Genomic DNA, 18,061 nt, shown 5'->3' with positions numbered 1-18,061 from the left:
GACGCTATGCGAGTGTTGGTTGTAGGTGGGGCAGGGTATATTGGCTCACACATGGTAAAAATGTTGCTGGGTGCAGGCCATGAGGTGATTACGCTGGATAATTTATCTAGCGGTCACCGCGATGCGGTGCTGGGTGGCGCCTTTGTTAAAGGCGATTTGGCTGATCCCGAGTGTCTGAATCAGGTATTTGAACAGCATCAGCCTGAGGCAGTGATGCATTTTGCTTCTTATATTCAGGTGGGTGAGTCGGTACGCAAGCCGGATATCTACTACCGGAACAATGTCACCAATACGCTCAATCTGCTCGATGTGATGCTCAAGTATGATGTGAAAAAGTTTATATTTTCATCGACCGCGGCGGTGTTTGGCGAGCCTGACTATGTGCCGATTGATGAAGCGCACCCCAACCGGCCACTGAACCCTTATGGTCGATCCAAATGGATGATTGAGCAGGTGCTGGCTGATTATAGTAAAGCGTTCGATTTGCGCTCAGTCTGCTTGCGTTACTTTAATGCAGCTGGGGCTGACCCTGAAGGGCAATTGGGTGAGCGCCATGATCCAGAGACACATTTAATCCCCCTGATTTTGCAAGCTGCCTCAGGCAGACGCGAAAGTATCCAGGTATTTGGCCGTGATTACGATACGCCCGATGGGACTTGTATTCGCGACTATATTCATATTGTGGATTTATGTTCTGCACACTTGGCGGCTTTGGAGTATTTAACCAAAGGCGGGAGCAGCGACTGCTTTAATCTTGGCAATGGCTCCGGTTTTTCTGTGCAGGAAGTCATTGATGCCGTACAAAAAGTGTCAGGCAAGCAAGTCACCGTAATTAACGGCCCCAGACGGGAAGGCGACCCAGCGAGATTGGTGGCTGATGCCAAGCGTGCTAGAAGCACACTGGCTTGGCAACCGACATACACGGCTCTGGATACCATCGTCTCACATGCCTGGCAGTGGGAACTCAAACAGCTAAATTAACGAATTCAAAATATAAGCACAAGGTTGATAAAGATGAAAATTGTTCCAGTGATTCTATCTGGTGGTTCTGGTACACGCTTATGGCCACTGTCACGCGCAGTGTTGCCCAAACAGTTGTTGCCCCTGGTCACTGAAAACACCATGCTGCAGGAAACCTTGCTCAGACTTTCTAGCTGGGCAGATGTTGAAGCGCCTATTGTGGTATGTGGCAATGACCATCGCTTTCTCGTCGCAGAACAGTTGCGCCTGGTTGGCCTTAACCCTGAGGCGATTGTGCTGGAGCCAGTGGCACGTAACACGGCGCCAGCCATTGCTGCCGCAGCGATTGCTTTAAAAGACAAAAATGTATTAATGCTGGTGTTGCCGGCTGACCATGTGATTAGCGATGTCGCGGCCTTTGAGGCTGCGGTACGACGCGCCAGTGTCGCAGCAGAGCAGGGCAAACTGGTGACTTTTGGGATCAAGCCAACCCACCCAGAGACTGGTTATGGTTATATTCAATCTGGCAGCCCCCTTAGCGCTGCGGATGGTTGCTTTGAAGTCGCGCGTTTTGTAGAAAAGCCAGATGCAGTTACCGCTCAACAATACCTGGACGCCGGTAACTTCAACTGGAATAGCGGGATGTTTCTGTTTAAACCAGCGCTATTCCTGGCCGAGTTGCAACAATATGCGCCAGCCATGGTGAATGCTGTCACTAAAGCGGTTGAGCAAAGCTATAAAGATCTCGATTTTGTACGGCTGCATGAGGCTTCATTTGCCGAGTCGCCTTCGGACTCGATCGACTATGCAGTCATGGAAAAAACCAAGCTTGCCGCGGTTGTCCCGGCAAGTATGGGCTGGAATGATGTCGGCTCATGGACGGCATTAAAAGACGTGCAGCCAAATGATGAGGCAGGCAATGCTGCGCGTGGTGATGTGTTTTTGAAAAATGTTAAAAACACGCTGATCCGTGCCGAGCACCGATTTGTCGCCGCAGTGGGTGTGGAAGATTTACTGATTGTAGAAACCGGGGATGCGGTGCTGGTCGCGCATCGAGACTATGCGCAGGATGTAAAAAACATTGTGGACCACCTCAAAGCGAGCGGCCGTACCGAGCATCAAGTGCATCCGCGCGTCTATCGCCCATGGGGCTGGTATGAAGGTATCGATGTCGGCGAACGCTTTCAGGTCAAGCGCATTATGGTGAAACCTGGTGAAAAACTGTCACTACAAATGCATCATCACCGCGCTGAACATTGGGTGGTGGTCAGTGGGTCGGCCATGATTACCGTCGATGGTGAGACCAAACTATTTACTGAAAATGAATCGACTTATATCCCGATCGGTTCAACGCATCGCCTGGAAAATCCAGGTAAATTGCCTTTGCATTTAATTGAAGTGCAATCTGGCAGCTATCTGGGTGAGGATGATATTGTCCGTTACGAAGACACCTATGGCCGCAACTAAGATGCACAATGCCAATATGTTACAAGACGTGATGCAGCAAAGTGGCGTGGGTTTTGGCACCAGTGGTGCCAGGGGATTGGTCACCGCGATGACCGATGACGTGTGTGCCGCGTACACGCAAGCGTTTATCCAGACACTCAAGCAGTCTTTTAACTTTAAGCAGGTGGCCGTTGCGATTGACTTGCGTCCTAGTAGCCCCAAGATTGCTAACGCTTGTGCCAACATGCTTAAACAATTGGGCCTAGAGGTGATTTTTTGTGGGGCGATTCCAACCCCAGCGCTGGCGTTGTTTGCACAAACCAGCCAGATACCCGGCATCATGGTCACTGGCAGCCATATCCCGTTTGACCGCAACGGCCTCAAGTTCTACCGGCCTGATGGTGAGATCAGCAAGGCTGACGAAAGTGCGATGCTGGCCGCTGAGTTGCAGGCATTTGCCGGGGTATCGTCAGCGTTGCCTGCGGAAAATTCTGCGCCCAGAAATGCGTATATGCAGCGCTATAAAGACCTGCTGGGCGAGGGCGCACTCGCAGGCCAGAAGCTGGCAGTGTATCAACACTCCAGCGTTGGCCGTGATTTGTTGCCGCAATTATTCACCGAGCTAGGTGCAGAAGTCATTTGCCTGGCACGCTCGGATACGTTTGTTCCGATTGATACCGAGGCTGTGTCTGCAGAGGATATGCAAAAGGGCTTAGACTGGGCCAGCGAGTATCAAGTAGATGCGATCATCTCAACCGATGGTGATGGTGATCGGCCCTTGATGAGCGATGAAAAAGGCCAGTGGCTACGTGGGGATATTGTTGGCCTGCTGACTGCACAAGCACTTAACATCACGCATTTGGCGGTGCCTGTTAGTTGTAATACCGCGATCGAGGCCAGTGGTGCATTTAAGCACGTTATGCGTACACGCATTGGCTCGCCTTATGTGATTGCTGGCATGGAAACGTTGCAAAAAAACGGCGCCAGCAGCGTGGCTGGTTTTGAAGCTAACGGTGGCTTCTTGTTAGGATCAAGCGTTCCGGCCTACCCAACATTGGCACCACTGCCGACCCGCGATGCGGTATTGCCTGTGGTCTGCTTGTTAGCACAAGCCAAACGCCAAAATCAACCACTTTCAGCTTTGGTGGCCGTCTTACCACAACGGTATACCGCCAGTGATCGCTTGCAAAATTTTGCAACGAAAAAAAGTAAGGCGTTGATTGAAAGCTGGTCTAGTTCAGCGCAGACAATGCTACAGGCTCTGAATCTAGATGAGACGGTTAGGGATGTTGATACAACAGATGGTCTCAGAGTGACGTGCATTTCAGGTCACATTATTCATTTACGCCCATCCGGAAATGCGCCGGAGTTACGTTGTTATGTTGAAAGTGACTCAGCCACTCTATCTCAAGCATTGGTTAACAAGGTATTAAAGCAACTTGCGTATCTTTAAATGCGCTTGATTAATCAGCAATATCGACATTTTTGTCATATTTCTGACTAATTCCTTTGTTACCTTTTGCAAAGATGCTGTAAAATACGCGCATTAAAATGGTGCATTGCAAACATCTGGTTCTAAAAAGTGGTGCATAGTAAACAAATCACCACGCTGTCTTAATGTTTATCGCATAAAAAATCAAATGAAATCATAGTCTTATTTGCTTTTAAAATTTTGGTCTGCTTTTTGCTTACTAAGATTAAAAAGTGATTGGCCAATATGGGCTATATAACAAAGCCCAACGTCATAATAAGATGGCTGATACCTAACTGTACCGAGGAGAAATACCATGTTTATGCATTGGTTAAAAAAATTATCAATTGTCACGGCTGCTGCATTTGTTTTTAGCGGTTATGCACAAGCTACTAACGTCACTTTAAGTTATGGTGAAACTCCTGTATTGGCAGTGGTCAAGCGTGATGCTGGTGTTTCTGAGCCGTCTGAGCCTTTTAACTTTACTGATATTTATGATCTCTATATTGATCCAGATATCACCTTTACACTTCCATTCACATTTCAAGCGACTGCTTATAATGAGCCCGGCTACCACCTCGCTGAGGAAACGTTGACATTTGGGCTATACGACGCGTCCAACACTTTGTTAACCGGTCCTTATCTACTATCTGCTGGTAACTCTTATCAATTAAGAGTTACGGGCACCGCTGATGGCTTTTTTGGTGGGAAATATTTCTTGAGTACGAACCTGACGACTCCAGTACCGGAGCCTGACTTGAGTTCGATGTTGATGTTTGGCCTGACTATCATGGGTCTTATCTCATTGCGTAAACCTCGTTCTGTATGATTTAGTTTATGTTTTAGTGTTTTTTTGTTAATTATTTTTTAATCTAGGAGAAGGTATGAAAGTATCTAATGTATTAGGATCTATGGCATTAATTTCTGCCATCAGTTTTTCACATCAAGCGTTTGCGACCACTAACGTTACTGATTTGGGTGATTTGAACAATGGCCCGGTGGTTGATCAGTCTTTACTGCAAGTTGGCGCTTTCTTTTTACCAGACCTTTACAAATTCGATTTGAGTTCTGACTCTACAGTCACTGTTGATTTTAAAGCGCTGCTTGGTATCGGCGTTGGTTCAACATTCAGTCTGTATGATTCTTCAAATTCGTTTATTTCATCGTATAATATCCCGTTTTTGACAGTAGGTTCGACAACCACTTTTACGTTTATTGATCTGGCAGCAGGCAATGATTATGTTTTCAAATTTAACCCAGGTGCATTTAATGTTACGCTGGCAAATAAATTGACTTTTACTGCGTACGAGACCACCGTACCAGTACCAGAGCCAGAAAGTAATGCTTTAATGCTGGTTGGCTTAGGTATTATTGGTTTGATCGCTCGCAGAAAATTTGCTTAATTTTTGCTTGTCATAAAAAAGCCGGTTTGCATTTGCAACCGGCTTTTTTGTTATTAACGCACGATTTACTTTAGGTGCTCTTTGATTCTTTGCGCAGCGGCTATGGTTTCTTCTGTCGCAGCTACCAGCGCCATGCGAATAAAGCCTTTACCTGGGTTGACGCCATGCGCCTCACGCGCCAGGAATGAGCCAGGCAACACTGTAATGTTTAGCTCCTGATATAGCTGACTTGCAACAACGGTATCGTCTTGTTGCGTATTAATCCATAAATAAAAAGCCGCATCTGGCAATTGCGTGTGTGGCCAGACTTGCTGCAATAGCGGTGTGACTGCGCTGAATTTTTCACTATATAAGGCACGATTTTGTCTTACATGTGCTTCGTCATTCCAGGCCACGACGCTGGCGGCCTGTACTGCCGGGTTCATGGCGCACCCATGGTAGGTACGGTATAAGGCGAATTTTTCGACGATATCGGCATCTCCTGCGACAAAGCCAGAGCGCATACCAGGGACATTGGAGCGTTTGGAAAGCGAGCTGAACATCACAATGCGCGTAAAATCACGTCCGAGTTGATGCGCGGCCTGCAATGCGCCAACCGGTGCGTTATTTTCATTAAAATAGATTTCTGAGTAACATTCGTCAGATGCGATCACAAATCCATATTGATCTGATAATTCAAACAATGTTTTCCAAGCCTGAATATCCATGACTTTGCCAGAAGGGTTGCCCGGGCTGCACACAAACACCAATTGCGTGCGCTTGAGAATATCTACCGGTACCTGCGTCAGATCCATACTAAAGTCATTGTCTGTCGTGGTGTTGATAAAGTAGGGCTGAGCACCAGCCAAAAAAGCAGCGCCTTCGTAAATCTGGTAAAACGGGTTGGGCGAAATCACCACCGGTTGTCGCGCCACACTGGTATCTATCACCGCTTGCGCAAAGGCAAACAGGGCTTCACGGCTACCATTGACCGGTAAAATCGCTTTATCAATATTGAGTGCGGGTATTTGGTAACGGCGTTGCAGCCACGCATTGATCGCTTCACGCAGGGCAGGGATGCCGATTGTGGTAGGATAGCTGGCCAATCCAGCTAGATTGCTTGCCAGTGCATCGCGAATGATGTCAGGCGTCGCATGTTTTGGTTCACCAATCGACAAGTTGACATGGTTAAACGCCGGGTTAGGCGTCAGGCCCTGAAACAAGTCACGCAAGCGTTGAAACGGATAAGGCTGGAGTAGATTTAAATTTGGATTCATAGGTGTGTATTATAAGTGAGCCTGTCACATAAACAAAAAGCTTCTGGGCAAAAATATACGGCCTCAGTGGCATTGATTTACGGTGCATTATGCTGGGGCGTGATCTGGTATCCCTACCGTTTGCTCAATGACATCGGCCTGTCTGGCGTGCAATCGAGCTTATTAAGCTATATCCTCGCGCTGTTGATAGGCAGCGTGCTGTTCTGGCGGCGATTTAAGTATGTACTGCAAGTGCCAGCGTCCGCCTATTGGCTGAGCCTAGTGGCTGGCTGGACCAACCTGGCCTACGTGCTGGCGGTGATTGATGGCGAAGTCATGCGCGTCATGCTGCTATTTTACCTATCACCACTATGGACCTTGTTGCTGGCAAGAGTCTGGTTGCATGAGCCCTGGCACAAACCACAGTTGCTGGCGATTGCATTATCGTTGCTGGGTGCAGTTTTAATGCTGACTGACGGTCAACTGATCTGGCCTTGGCCGCAATCGACCTCGGACTGGCTGGCCTTATCTGCTGGTATCGGATTCTCTTTAACCAATGTCATCACCCGCTTTTCAACGCATTTAACAGTGGCAGCCAAAGGCATGCTGGTATGGCTAGGCGTCTTTGGCTTATCTATTGTGGTCTTATTCTGGCAGTCAGGCCTGGCTGGCTTTGCATTTATCTCAGCGGCCACCCTGACCTCACAAGTAAACATCACTTTATTGATCATTGCCTTGTTGTTGATTTCAGCCACTTTGCTCGTGCAATATGGCGTGACTAAAATCCCGGCAATTCAGGCCTCAGTCCTGTTCATGACTGAGCTGATTGTCGCCGCTGTGGCAGCCTATTTTCTGGTGCACGAAACCATGTCGATGATGGAGTTAATAGGCGGCTGTTGCATTATTGCCGCGGGCGTATTATCCGTCAGTGTTGGCGAGTCTGACTAAGCTAAAGATAACTGCTGCTGGTAAGCCTGTTCCAGCAGGCGGCAAAACACCTCTGGTTTAAACAGCGCGTTGGCCTGCGCTTTAACGGCAGCCTTCAGTGATGCGAGCGCTTGTTTATCTTTTGCCAGGTGAATGGCGCGTTGTTCTAGCGTCGTCCAATCGGCACAAATGCAGTCATCCAACCCAATATGCTTGAGCAAACTGGCGCTGACACGGGCCGGGAAAGTGTCACCAGCCACCGTGAGCAAGGGCACCCCTTGCCATAAAGCGTCACTGGCAGTGGTGTGCGCATTATAAGGTGAGGTATCCAGCATCAGGTCAGCGTGCTGCTGCCGGGTGATATGCTCGGCAATAGTGGTGCGTGGGGCAAATACTAATCGATCAATCGCAATGCCTGCCGCTAGCGCTTGTTGTTGCAGGTTTTGGGTGGCCCATTGATTGCACTGTAATAGCCACAACACGCTGCCTGGCACTTGTTGCAGAATGCGCATCCAACTGCCAAATATCTCAGGCGTAATTTTAAAACTCTGGTTTAGGCAGCAAAACACAAAATCCTGCTCAGGCAGGCCGTGCTGCGTGCGTGTGCCGGCCAGAGCAGCAGGGCGTTGTGCATTGTTAGGTTGGTAGCAAGGCAAGACAATCGTCTGCTCGTTCACCGCCACCTGGCTTAACGTCGCATCGACAATGATGGCATCGAATAAAGGGCGACCATTGACCTTGCCCATACTGCCAGGATAGCCCAACCAGTTGATGTGGCTGCGGGCAGGGCGATAGGCGGTGATTCCGCTGCGACTGTGTTGTGTATAGCCGGTTAAATCCACCAGAATATCGATCCCCGCTGCGCGCATCTGCATGGCGACCTCGGCGTCTGTCATGCTGAAAATATCTACCCAGTGGTCAGCCGCTGCCACAAATGCTTGCCGCTCGGCAGACAGGTCATCTCTTGCGTTGCTGTATAAAAACACCTCAAATTCTTGCCTGTCGTGTGCCGCGATCACATCAGTGACCAGATAAGCCAATGGATGCCGCCGGAAATCTGAAGAGACGTAAGCCAGTTTGATGCGCTCATTGCCTGGCTTGGGCGCACGCGCAGGCAATCCTGGAATATGCCCGTAACGCTGTTGCGCCCAGGCACTGGCGCAAGCTAGTTGCTCGTGAGCATCAGTGCCCGGCATCGCTAAAAAAGCAAACGGCGGAATCAGCGCCTGTGGATGCTGTTTAAGCGCCTGGCGCACCTCAGTAATCGCTGCATCCAGCCCCTGCCAGTCAGCCATGTGCTGCTTTTGATGAATCCAGTGCACTTTGGCATGTAACAGTTGCGGATCAAGCTTGATCGCCCGTGCATACGCACCGACTGCCAAGTCTAATTGGCCTTGCTCACGGTAGGCATTCCCTAAATTGTTATGGCACTCGGCATCTTGCGGCGCAAGTTGTAGCGACTGCTGATAATGTTTGATGGCAGTCGCATTGTCACCCAACTGACGCAGGCTATTAGCCAGGTTGAAATGTACATCGGCCTGATTGGGGTCTTGTGCCAACGACAATCTGAAATACTGCGCAGCACCTGACTCATCAGCCCGCAAACTGGCCACATTGCCTAGCTGCATCAATATTTGCGGATGATCTGGTGCTAAGTTCAGCGATTGCATAAACGCCTGTTCAGCAGGGTCAGCTTGCTTAAGCCGCAGGTACTGCCGCCCCAACTCGTAATACAACTCAGGGTCTTGTGGCGAGCGCGCCAATTGCTGCTTTAATTGTTGAATAAGGTCACTCATGCTGAGGCCTGATCGGTAAAAGGATTCAGCAATGACTTCCAGCCCAGTTGCTTAAACAACAGCCGTTGCGGGTGCAATCCGGCCCAGAAACGGTCTTCTGTCAGTTGCGGCAAGTGGGTGCCAAAGTCGCTTAACAAGCGCCTGGCCAAGATCGCCGCGCAATAAGGCGCGGTCATCAGGCCTTTGCTGCCATGCGCCACATGCACATATAAGCCTTGTGGCGGAGGTAAATCGCTGAAATCGTGGATAGGGGTGTTCTGAGCATTTAACATAGATGTCGACAACACAGGCCCGACATACGGCAAATAGTCTGGCGAACCACACCTGGACGAGGCGCGTGCATCAGTCACGACTGCCGTATGGAGCTGATCAAACTGTGGACTTAACTTGTTCACCATCTCTAAATTACTGACGTTATCCTGTTCGCGCACGTCTGTACTGCTATCGCCTGGCGCAAACGTCGCCCCCATGGCATGCTGGCCCTCAAACAAGGGGGTTAAATAGCCGTCGCCGCATAGGATCACTTTAAGTGACTGCATAGAGGGCTGACTGGCGATCATGCCCATCTGGCCACGCACCGGATTGAGCCACATGCCGCTCTCAGGTAGTAGCTTGGCGGCCTCTGCCGCATTGCAGACAATCACCGCATCAAACTCATCATCCAGTTCACCCGTATGGCTGACCAACCGCCAGCCACGCTGGTAGGGTGATAGTTGCTGGATGTCTTGCTGTGTATGCAGCTTAATTTTGGGATGGTTTAGCATGTGTGCACAGGCCACGGCCGGGTTTACCCAGGCACCATGCTGAAAATAAAGAGACTCATATGCTAGGGTCACGCCCGCAATGTTACTGGCCTGGTTTGCATCCAAAGGTTGTAACAAGCCTAGGTGTGAATATCGTCTGGCAACTTTGTTTACCCGCTTATGTTCACGCGGACTGCTGCCCAGTTGGAGCAATCCACAGATTTGAAAAGCATGCTCGCCCAAATTTAGGCTGGCATAGTGGCGTACAGTAAAACTATAGCTGCGCCACGCCAATTGATCATTTTGTGGTTTTTCGGCATTTAACCTAGGGTAGAGCATGCCTCTTGGATTGCCCGAGGCGCCATTGGCAATCTGTGCCGCACGTTCAAACACATGTACCTCGCAGCCTAATTCGGCTAACTGCCAGGCGGTACTACAGCCTGCAATGCCTGCCCCAACAATCGCGACTTTAGGCAATGCTGGCGAAGGCGACAACTGTTCGGATACAGGCCACGTGCCGCATAACATGTCACGTTTTTTGCCAAAGCCAGGTGTTTTTTTAACCTCAAAGCCTACTGCTTGCAGCCCGCGTTTCACCAGGCCTGCGCTGGTAAAGGTGGCAAATGTAGTGCCTGCATGCGTACTTCTGGCCATGCATTCGAATAGATCAGCTTGCCACATTTGTGGATTTTTTGACGGCGCAAATCCATCTAAAAACCAGGCATCGGCTTGAAGGGTTAGGTGCGGAAAAATCTGTTGGCTATCCCCGATATGCAGCGTCAAGCTGGCTGAAAATGATGGAAAATGTAGCTGATTAATCCCAGGTTGCAACAAATGGTATTGCGCACAGAGGGCTTGGCTAATAGTGGCGAGCTCAGGAAAGTGCGCATGCGCCATTTGCAGGTCTTGCAGCGTAAACGGCGCAATTTCTATACTCACAAAGTGCAAATGCGCAGTTGGCGGTGCGGTTTGCTGCCACAATTGCAAGGCGGCGAGAAAATTCAGGCCGCTGCCAAAACCGGTTTCAACAATCACAAAGTGGCTGGGTTTGTCGGCAGGTAATTGCTGCCACCTTGTCTGCAAATGATTATGCTGCAAAAAAACATGACGTGTTTCAGCCAGCCCATGCTGCGGATAATCCGGGTTGACTGAAAAATAAACATCATCGAACTGGGTGGAGTAGGGCAGGCCATTGCGCCACTCTAAAACTGCGTGCGTACTCATGCCGCTCAGTTTACCATGCTTGCTCGCGCACCGTATTTACAGGCGCCGCGTTTACAGGCGACGCAAGGCACGGTATCCGGGTTTAGCCAGCAGCAGATGCACATCGCCTAACGCACACTCGGCAAAACCACCTTCACAATAGCTCAAGTAAAAGTCCCACATGCGGATAAAGGCTTCGCTGTAGCCTAGTTTTTTGACTGCCTCGATCTGGTCAAAAAAGTTCGTCCGCCAGTCACGCAAGGTGGTGGCATAGTGCAAACCAATATCCTGTAAATCCACCAGGCGCAGATCAGAGGCGCGGGTCATGCTGGTGAGCATCGCGGTATTTGAAGGAATATTAGAACCTGGAAAAATATAGCGCTGAATAAAATCAACCGAGCGAATAGCGCTGTCGTAGCGCTGGTCTGCAATCGTAATGGCCTGAATCAAGGCAACGCCATCAGGTTTGAGCAGTTGGCTCACTTTATTAAAGTAAACGTCGTAATACTGGTAACCCACCGCCTCAATCATCTCAATCGAGACCAGCTTATCGTATTGGCCATCCAAATGACGGTAATCCTGTTTGAGCAGCGTAATTTGTTCTTGCAGCCCTGCGGCTGCGATCCGCTCTTTGGCTAAACGGTATTGTTGCTCTGAGATCGTGGTGGTGGTCACGCGACAGCCGTAGTGCTTGGCAGCATACATCGCAAAGCCGCCCCAGCCGGTGCCAATTTCAATCACATGGTCCGCTGGTGTCAGTTGCAACTTGTCGCAGATGACCTGTAATTTGCGCTCAGAGGCGGCTTGCAGGCTGGTGGTATCCTCATCAAATATGGCAGAGGAGTACATCATGGTCGGATCCAAAAACAACTGGAACAAATCATTGCCCAGATCATAATGCGCAGCAATATTTTTCTGGCTGCCAGCTTCACTGTTACTGTTTAGCCAATGCAGCATTTTGAGTAACGGCTTGCTCAACCAGGCATAGCCCCCCTCCAGCGTGTCCATCACAGACTGATTCAGCACCATTAAACGAACCACATCGGTGAGCGTGTCTGCCTGCCAGTATCCCAGCATATATGCCTCACCCGCGCCGATGCTGCCACCAAAGGCAATTTCGCCATAAAAACGTGGATCAGTCACTGTTATGGTTGCAGTTGGTGCTTGCGACACTAACTTCCCAAACACATATTTGTCAGGTCCATCGACTATGGTTAATTGCCCTACCGCTAGCTTAGATAGCCGTTTTAACACCTGCGATTTAGCGAGTGTCGCGACCCATTTTGCGCGGCTCTTGGCTTTGAGTGGTTTTGTGAGTGTATCGACCACCAGAGGTGACGATGAAGGGCTGGACGACATGTTCAATCTCCGAAACGCGAATGCTGGTCAGGATGAGAATAAAAAGGAATTTTTTTGAGCCACAAACGCAGGGCTTGCCAATAAATGGCCACCACGACCTTGGTGGTCATCCATGGATAACTTAGTAACAGGTGGTTGAGTGTATTGGCTTGCCAGGGTTGGCGTTCTAGCTTGAGCGTGGCGTAAAACATGGCTTGCGACTGTTGCCAGTTTTGCATGTGCACGCTTAATGTGTCCGCTGGCAACGAAAATTGCCATTGGTATTCGATATCCATGGGCATAAAGGGCGACACATGAAAGTCTTTTTGTAATTTGAACAGCAGCGCAGTGTCATCTTTCACGGCATGCACATAGGCAAACTTTTCTTTCCATGGCGTATTAGTAATGTGGCTAACAATCGCCTGTAACTTGCCGGATTGGTCATGGCAGTAGTAAAAACTCACCGGATTGAAACACATGCCCCAGTAGCGGCAATGCGTCAGCAGGCCTATCCGGCCCAACGGGCGTGAACCGGTCTGTTGCTCGACCAAATCGCGCACACAGACTTCTAGCGGCTGATCGGCAGGCCCCAGATAGTCCTCGCGTCGGAAATAGGCAAGATTTGGTTTAAGATAAGACCATAAGCGATTGTTTTTAAATAAACTTGGCAACTCTTCGAGATCGAGATAAAGCATGAACAAGCGGTATTTAAAGCCATGCAGTTTAGGCTGCAAGCGCTGATGACTGACCCAGCCGGTATAAATGGCACTTTGCAATCGAGGTTGCGATATGGTCATAGCATCGCCGCATTGAAATGTGAGATGGCAGCCAGCGCACTGACAACGCCATCCTCATGAAAGCCGTTTCGCCAGTAAGCACCGGCATAACCGGTGCGGTGATGGCCGCTGATGTCCGCGTGCCTAGTCTGCGCGTTAGCGCCCGCAGACGTGTAGAGCGGATGCCGGTAAGACAGTTTTTTGATGATCTTGGCTGGGTCAATCGCATCGGTATAATTCAAGGTCACCAACAGCGGCTCTGCAGAGCGGATGCCTTGCAGGATATTCATATTGTAGGTGACCTGTACTTTATCGCTGGGCTGTGCGGTGACATGGTAGTTCCAGGCCGCCCAGGCCAATTGACGTTTGGGCATCAGCGTGCGATCGGTGTGCAAATACACCGTATTATCCTGATAGGGGATTGCACCTAATATTTCAGTTTCCGCCGCAGTCGCCTCGGCGCCCAGAATCTTAAGCGCTTCGTCGCTATGGCAAGCAAAAAACACATAATCAAAGGTGCTGCTTGCGCCGTCTTGCGTGGTTAAGGTCACACCTTGAGCATGGCGCTTGACTGCGATGACCGAGGCGTTTAATCGAATATTGTCACGGTAGCCTGCGGTCACTTTTTGCAGGTAAGCGGCAGACCCGCCAACGATAGTCCGCCATTGGGGGCGCTGATCGATGGTGAGCATGCCATGATGGTGAAAAAACCGCACAAAAAAGCGTGCAGGAAACTGCAGCATTTGATCGGCATCGGTAGACCAGATCGCCGCGCCCATGGGGATAATGTAATCGCGAATAAACTGTTTTGAATAGCTCTGTTGCTGCAGGTAATCACCGAGAGGAATCTCAGCGCCTGGTGCCAGCAGTGACAGACATTCTTTATTAAAACGCAAAATATCACGCACCATGCGGTAAAACGCAGGCGACAGCAAATTGCGCCGCTGCGCGAATAAACTGTTGAGCGAAGTGCCATTGTATTCGAGGCCGGTGTCTTCGTTGCGCACACTAAAGCTCATTTCGCTATCGCGCCAGGCCACGCCTGTTTCGCGCAATATGCGTTCAAACTCAGGATAGGTTTTATCGTTAAACACAATAAAACCGGTGTCTACGGCATGGGTTTGGCTGCCGATTGTCACCTGATGGGTATGCGTATGACCACCGATATAATCGTTAGCTTCAAACAGGGTGATCTGGTGTTGGCGGTGTAGTGAGTACGCAAGCGTATTGCCAGCGATCCCGCCGCCGATAATGGCGATATTTAACCCCATGATGCCTTACAGCCTTTCTTGCACGTGCTGATTGCGCACGGCCAATGGCACTTGTTTTAAGTTCCAGATCAAGCCAGTCGCCTCCAGCAGTTTCAAGCCGTAGTAGGTAAAGTCCAGCTCCCACCAATAAAACCCTTGTTTAGCCGAGCCGGGAAAATGATGATGATTATTGTGCCAGCCTTCACCTAGAGTCAGGATCGCAATCAATAAGTTATTGCGGCTGTGGTCACGTGTGGCATAGCGGCGGCTTCCCCAGACATGCGCCAGCGAGTTGACGCAGAAGGTGGCGTGATACAAAGCAATGGTTGACACCACGAAGCCCCAAACCAGCAGTTGCCAGCCATTGGTATGCCATTCAGGCATGTAAACGCGCAATATCTCACCCAAGCCAAACAAACCACAAGCGAAGGCGAATGGGACTAGACTATCAAAACGGTCCAGCCAGCAAAGTTCTTTGTAGCGCGTCAGCTCTCGCACGCGATCGAGCTGCGTTTTAAAATTGGCGTGACTCAAAAACCAGCCAAGATGACTCCATAAAAAACCGTGCTGATGCGGTGAGTGAATGTCCTGAGGCTGATCTGCATGCACATGGTGGGTGCGATGATGTGCAGCCCACCACAATGGGCCGCGTTGTACCGCCGCGGCGCCTATTAAGGCAAATACAAACTGTGCAGGGCGTGAGGTTTGAAACGTTTTGTGGGCAAAATAACGATGATAAAAACCAGTGATGGCAAACATGCGTAATACGTACATCACTATTGCACAGATGACCGCAACTGGGCTCCAGCCCACCCAAAACAAGGCGATAAGCGCTATGTGTAGCGCAACGAAAGGTAACACCCGCCACCAGTCTATGCTCTCGGCACTGGCATGTTGTGGCGGCTGATAGCGCTGGTTATCTAGCCAGCCAATAAGCCGCCAAAGCAGGCGCTGTGTTTTTTGCTGCATACTACACCCTCTCTCCAAAGTGTCTTGCTATTAATGCGTGTTGTGACAGTGGTAATCACTTTATTTTTTATTCGCGTGATCATGCGGAAAAACACGCAGTTTACTGATGTCATAGCCCATCGCCTTAATCTTTGCGACCAAGTCGTTATAGGTCTGCGTATCCATGTTCGGCGAGCGTGACATTAGCCAGACGTAATCACGCTTGTTTCTAGCAATAATCGTATGCTGGTAATCGTCACTGAGGTAAACAATCAGGTACTCTGATTTAAATGGCCAGACAAACTGCATTTTCCATTCCGCATTGCCAGAGTCTGGCACGACAAAGCCAGTCGGCTGATAAATCTTGAATGGTCCATTAAAACCGCCCTGATGAAAGCTGAAAGTCGTGGCAATGCTGCCATCGGTATTTGCTTTGTATTCCTCAATCGGATTATAAGGGGCTTTTTCGATGAACGTCGGAATCGCAGCAATCACATACCATTGCCCCATAAAACGCGGCAGGTCGACTTGTGGCACCGTTTGAATCGGGGGCAGGCTTTGGCAGCCAGTTAGCACGGAAAGTATTGTCATACAAATCACTTTAATAAAATTTTTCATCATATTGATTAAATAAGTTTATATACTATTTTGTAGCCTTCAGGCGTGATCGATTCGAGTGCAACCCATTGTTGTTGCTGGTCGTACCACAACGTAATTTTTAACTTTTCTTTGTTCTCAAATTTGCCTAGCAAATAATATTGATGTGCGCTCACGGTTTGCCCCTTGACCACAATATCCTTGAGGCCTTGATCGGTCACGGTCACATCCAGATATTCCGCATTTTGTGGATTGAGCAATCGCGTTTGCTTGAGGATTTCCGGGTTCCAATAAGCAAATGTCATCACACACGCAGGTAAGGTTTGCTTGCGCCCGTTGCTTTCAACCACGAACTGCCCACCTTGCAGCTGACCTTTGACTTCTGTAAGCACTTTGTTTTCTGTCGTACGTGCGCTGAGCTGACTCAAACATTGCCCCTGCCAGGTTTCATCGGCTTGATGCTGGTAGCGATAGGCATTAATAAACAACACTTTCACTTTAAAATCAGCACGACTGAGCAGCTTGTTCTGCTCCAGGCTGAAGCCGTGTGTGCCGATATTCTGCTTATCTAGCCAGACCTCGAACGACCAGTCTTTGGCCTGCAGATTGTGGCTATTCAATAGACAACAGAGCAGGGCAGTGCTTATTTTGATAGTCTTAACCATGATCAGGCTGCTTTCCTTTTGGCAGGCCTGGAATAAAAGCGTTGGTGGTCGCGACATACTCGCTGTAACCTGGCCTGCGATGATGAATGGTCTGTTCCATTAAAGACACACCACTAAATTTGAGCAGCAAAAAGGTCATGACAACCGGCGAAAACCAGATAAACACATCGCCATCCGCCGCAGCCATTAAGGCAAATCCCCACCAGATCAGCGCTTCGCCAAAGTAGTTAGGATGTCGGCTATATCGCCACAAGCCGGTATTTAACACCGCATTTTGATGATCGGGCTGTGCACGAAACCGCATCAATTGCCAGTCTGCCACCACTTCCCAGTAAAGCCCGACCAGAAAAATGGCCAGACCGGCATAGTCCAGCCATTGCAGCGTTGCCTGACTACTCACAGCGCTATAAATGGGATACGAAATGAGCCAGGCCAAGATCGCCTGAAAAGCGAAAATAATGTAAAGGCTTTTGAACCAGAAATGCGGCTCGTTATTTTGGCGTATGGTTTCATAGCGGTGATCTTCTTTGCCCCAGTTGCGCCAGGTGAGAAATAGACTCAGCCGCAATGCCCATAAAGTCACAGCGGCCAGCACCAGCAGGGCGCGCAATGACAAGTCTGTGACAAACATCGCAGTCACACAACCGGTGATCGCCATAAACAGGCTCCACATACTGTCGACATGGCTGTAATGCCGTGTCGCAAAGCTTAATATCCATCCGCTTACTGCAAATACAAGAATGGCGATCAGCGCATAACTGTAGATCATCACCGACGACTCCCCATCTGTTGATTAAACCTGCGACGAATATAGAGCAACAGCGGCAGGGCGATTGCCCATTCAACAGCGACCAATACCAAGCTCGTGGGCAATTGCGTCAACACCACAGCCCCCATTTTTTCCGCCCCCAAATAAGCAATTGGGCCAAAAATGGCGCCTAACAAGGTTGCCAGCAAAAGCCTGTGTTGCAGCCAATGCATACTCAAGTTTAAAGTGGTCGCAAATCCCAGCCACAAGGCCATCATCCATAGCGGGATATATGCCAGCATGTCCTGTTGGTGAGGAAACTTGACCCAATCCATCCTGAACAAATATTGATCCAACAGGCAACCAACGACAGCAGTTAGTAACAATGGCCAGAGCTGTTGACTCGATTCGACCCAACGCAAATGGGCCCAGGTATACAGCAGGGTAACGAATAACACCAATACTTCCCATCCATGCGCTGGCGATAGTACACAGAGCCACCACAACAGCTGGAATGCGATCACGTTTAGTAGCATTAAACGGCTAGTGCTCATG

General features: G+C 49.6%; 17 protein-coding genes. 6 read left to right on the top strand and 11 right to left on the bottom strand.

Annotation, left to right across the window (positions count from 1 at the left end):
* Positions 1-6: 6 nt before the first annotated feature.
* The 5 genes from galE to E6Q52_RS05240 all read left to right on the top strand — a co-directional run bounded on the left by galE (position 7) and on the right by E6Q52_RS05240 (position 5,280).
* Positions 7-981: a UDP-glucose 4-epimerase GalE gene (gene galE, locus E6Q52_RS05260; protein ID WP_292819352.1), complete on the top strand. Its 975-nt coding sequence runs from the start codon at positions 7-9 to the stop codon at positions 979-981.
* Between the two features lie 33 nt (positions 982-1,014).
* Positions 1,015-2,427, top strand: a complete 1,413-nt coding sequence (locus E6Q52_RS05255; RefSeq protein WP_292819349.1) for a mannose-1-phosphate guanylyltransferase/mannose-6-phosphate isomerase — start codon at positions 1,015-1,017, stop codon at positions 2,425-2,427.
* Entirely contained in the window at positions 2,414-3,859 is a 1,446-nt protein-coding gene (locus E6Q52_RS05250; RefSeq protein WP_292819346.1) for a phosphomannomutase, read from the top strand. The genes E6Q52_RS05255 and E6Q52_RS05250 overlap by 14 nt, the downstream gene beginning before the upstream one ends.
* A 334-nt stretch (positions 3,860-4,193) precedes the next feature.
* Complete coding sequence (locus E6Q52_RS05245) at positions 4,194-4,706, top strand: PEP-CTERM sorting domain-containing protein (protein ID WP_292819343.1); 513 nt, start codon at positions 4,194-4,196, stop codon at positions 4,704-4,706.
* A gap of 55 nt (positions 4,707-4,761) precedes the next feature.
* On the top strand, positions 4,762-5,280 hold the full coding sequence (locus E6Q52_RS05240; protein WP_292819340.1) for a PEP-CTERM sorting domain-containing protein: 519 nt from the start codon (positions 4,762-4,764) through the stop codon (positions 5,278-5,280).
* Between the two features lie 65 nt (positions 5,281-5,345).
* Here the strand turns inward: E6Q52_RS05240 and dapC are convergent, their stop codons facing one another.
* On the bottom strand, positions 5,346-6,536 hold the full coding sequence (gene dapC / locus E6Q52_RS05235) for a succinyldiaminopimelate transaminase (protein ID WP_292819337.1): 1,191 nt from the start codon (positions 6,534-6,536) through the stop codon (positions 5,346-5,348).
* 15 nt (positions 6,537-6,551) lie between these two features.
* Between dapC and E6Q52_RS05230 the strand changes: the two genes are divergently transcribed.
* Positions 6,552-7,463 (top strand): DMT family transporter, encoded by a 912-nt coding sequence (locus E6Q52_RS05230; protein ID WP_292819334.1) that lies wholly within the window; start codon positions 6,552-6,554, stop codon positions 7,461-7,463.
* Here E6Q52_RS05230 and E6Q52_RS05225 read toward each other — a convergent pair.
* Genes E6Q52_RS05225 through E6Q52_RS05180 form a run of 10 tightly spaced genes read right to left on the bottom strand, consistent with a single transcriptional unit; the run spans position 7,460 to position 18,060 of the window.
* On the bottom strand, positions 7,460-9,238 hold the full coding sequence (locus tag E6Q52_RS05225; protein ID WP_292819331.1) for a tetratricopeptide repeat protein: 1,779 nt from the start codon (positions 9,236-9,238) through the stop codon (positions 7,460-7,462). The genes E6Q52_RS05230 and E6Q52_RS05225 overlap by 4 nt on opposite strands.
* Positions 9,235-11,205 carry a bifunctional tRNA (5-methylaminomethyl-2-thiouridine)(34)-methyltransferase MnmD/FAD-dependent 5-carboxymethylaminomethyl-2-thiouridine(34) oxidoreductase MnmC gene (gene mnmC, locus E6Q52_RS05220; RefSeq protein ID WP_292819328.1) on the bottom strand — a complete coding sequence of 657 codons (1,971 nt, stop codon included), beginning with the start codon at positions 11,203-11,205 and terminating at the stop codon, positions 9,235-9,237. Before mnmC ends, E6Q52_RS05225 begins: the two co-directional genes overlap by 4 nt.
* Positions 11,206-11,256: 51 nt before the next feature.
* Positions 11,257-12,543 (bottom strand): cyclopropane-fatty-acyl-phospholipid synthase family protein, encoded by a 1,287-nt coding sequence (locus tag E6Q52_RS05215; RefSeq protein WP_292819325.1) that lies wholly within the window; start codon positions 12,541-12,543, stop codon positions 11,257-11,259.
* 2 nt (positions 12,544-12,545) lie between these two features.
* A complete protein-coding gene (locus tag E6Q52_RS05210; RefSeq protein ID WP_292819322.1) occupies positions 12,546-13,319 on the bottom strand; it encodes a DUF1365 domain-containing protein in 774 nt (257 codons plus the stop codon).
* The gene (locus E6Q52_RS05205; protein ID WP_292819319.1) at positions 13,316-14,569 is read right to left on the bottom strand and encodes an NAD(P)/FAD-dependent oxidoreductase; all 1,254 of its coding nucleotides are present in this window, start codon (positions 14,567-14,569) and stop codon (positions 13,316-13,318) included. The genes E6Q52_RS05210 and E6Q52_RS05205 overlap by 4 nt, the downstream gene beginning before the upstream one ends.
* A 6-nt stretch (positions 14,570-14,575) precedes the next feature.
* Entirely contained in the window at positions 14,576-15,517 is a 942-nt protein-coding gene (locus tag E6Q52_RS05200) for an acyl-CoA desaturase (RefSeq protein WP_292819317.1), read from the bottom strand.
* A 60-nt stretch (positions 15,518-15,577) separates the two neighbouring features.
* Positions 15,578-16,087, bottom strand: a complete 510-nt coding sequence (locus tag E6Q52_RS05195; protein WP_292819314.1) for a lipocalin family protein — start codon at positions 16,085-16,087, stop codon at positions 15,578-15,580.
* Positions 16,088-16,122: 35 nt separating this feature from the next.
* A complete protein-coding gene (locus tag E6Q52_RS05190; protein WP_292819311.1) occupies positions 16,123-16,758 on the bottom strand; it encodes a DUF6134 family protein in 636 nt (211 codons plus the stop codon).
* The gene (locus E6Q52_RS05185) at positions 16,751-17,527 is read right to left on the bottom strand and encodes a DUF1295 domain-containing protein (RefSeq protein ID WP_292819493.1); all 777 of its coding nucleotides are present in this window, start codon (positions 17,525-17,527) and stop codon (positions 16,751-16,753) included. Before E6Q52_RS05185 ends, E6Q52_RS05190 begins: the two co-directional genes overlap by 8 nt.
* Entirely contained in the window at positions 17,527-18,060 is a 534-nt protein-coding gene (locus E6Q52_RS05180) for a DUF2878 domain-containing protein (protein ID WP_292819308.1), read from the bottom strand. Before E6Q52_RS05180 ends, E6Q52_RS05185 begins: the two co-directional genes overlap by 1 nt.
* Position 18,061: the final 1 nt, after the last annotated feature.

Origin of the sequence: Methylophilus sp. (assembly GCF_008015755.1) — a bacterium.
Classification (GTDB): domain Bacteria; phylum Pseudomonadota; class Gammaproteobacteria; order Burkholderiales; family Methylophilaceae; genus Methylophilus.
The sequence above is the reverse complement of the archived record's forward strand: the minus strand, read 5'-3'. Positions and strand labels throughout refer to the sequence as shown.

What these genes read in the sequence shown, in the direction of transcription:
- E6Q52_RS05245 (WP_292819343.1), top strand. Translation starts at nt 4,194, where the DNA reads ATGTTTATGCATTGGTTAAAAAAATTATCAATTGTCACGGCTGCTGCA.
- E6Q52_RS05205 (WP_292819319.1), bottom strand. Translation starts at nt 14,569, where the DNA reads ATGGGGTTAAATATCGCCATTATCGGCGGCGGGATCGCTGGCAATACG.
- E6Q52_RS05185 (WP_292819493.1), bottom strand. Translation starts at nt 17,527, where the DNA reads ATGATCTACAGTTATGCGCTGATCGCCATTCTTGTATTTGCAGTAAGC.
- E6Q52_RS05200 (WP_292819317.1), bottom strand. Translation starts at nt 15,517, where the DNA reads ATGCAGCAAAAAACACAGCGCCTGCTTTGGCGGCTTATTGGCTGGCTA.
- E6Q52_RS05250 (WP_292819346.1), top strand. Translation starts at nt 2,414, where the DNA reads ATGGCCGCAACTAAGATGCACAATGCCAATATGTTACAAGACGTGATG.
- E6Q52_RS05225 (WP_292819331.1), bottom strand. Translation starts at nt 9,238, where the DNA reads ATGAGTGACCTTATTCAACAATTAAAGCAGCAATTGGCGCGCTCGCCA.
- dapC (WP_292819337.1), bottom strand. Translation starts at nt 6,536, where the DNA reads ATGAATCCAAATTTAAATCTACTCCAGCCTTATCCGTTTCAACGCTTG.
- E6Q52_RS05215 (WP_292819325.1), bottom strand. Translation starts at nt 12,543, where the DNA reads ATGTCGTCCAGCCCTTCATCGTCACCTCTGGTGGTCGATACACTCACA.
- E6Q52_RS05240 (WP_292819340.1), top strand. Translation starts at nt 4,762, where the DNA reads ATGAAAGTATCTAATGTATTAGGATCTATGGCATTAATTTCTGCCATC.
- E6Q52_RS05255 (WP_292819349.1), top strand. Translation starts at nt 1,015, where the DNA reads ATGAAAATTGTTCCAGTGATTCTATCTGGTGGTTCTGGTACACGCTTA.
- galE (WP_292819352.1), top strand. Translation starts at nt 7, where the DNA reads ATGCGAGTGTTGGTTGTAGGTGGGGCAGGGTATATTGGCTCACACATG.
- mnmC (WP_292819328.1), bottom strand. Translation starts at nt 11,205, where the DNA reads ATGAGTACGCACGCAGTTTTAGAGTGGCGCAATGGCCTGCCCTACTCC.
- E6Q52_RS05190 (WP_292819311.1), bottom strand. Translation starts at nt 16,758, where the DNA reads ATGGTTAAGACTATCAAAATAAGCACTGCCCTGCTCTGTTGTCTATTG.
- E6Q52_RS05180 (WP_292819308.1), bottom strand. Translation starts at nt 18,060, where the DNA reads ATGAGCACTAGCCGTTTAATGCTACTAAACGTGATCGCATTCCAGCTG.
- E6Q52_RS05195 (WP_292819314.1), bottom strand. Translation starts at nt 16,087, where the DNA reads ATGACAATACTTTCCGTGCTAACTGGCTGCCAAAGCCTGCCCCCGATT.
- E6Q52_RS05210 (WP_292819322.1), bottom strand. Translation starts at nt 13,319, where the DNA reads ATGACCATATCGCAACCTCGATTGCAAAGTGCCATTTATACCGGCTGG.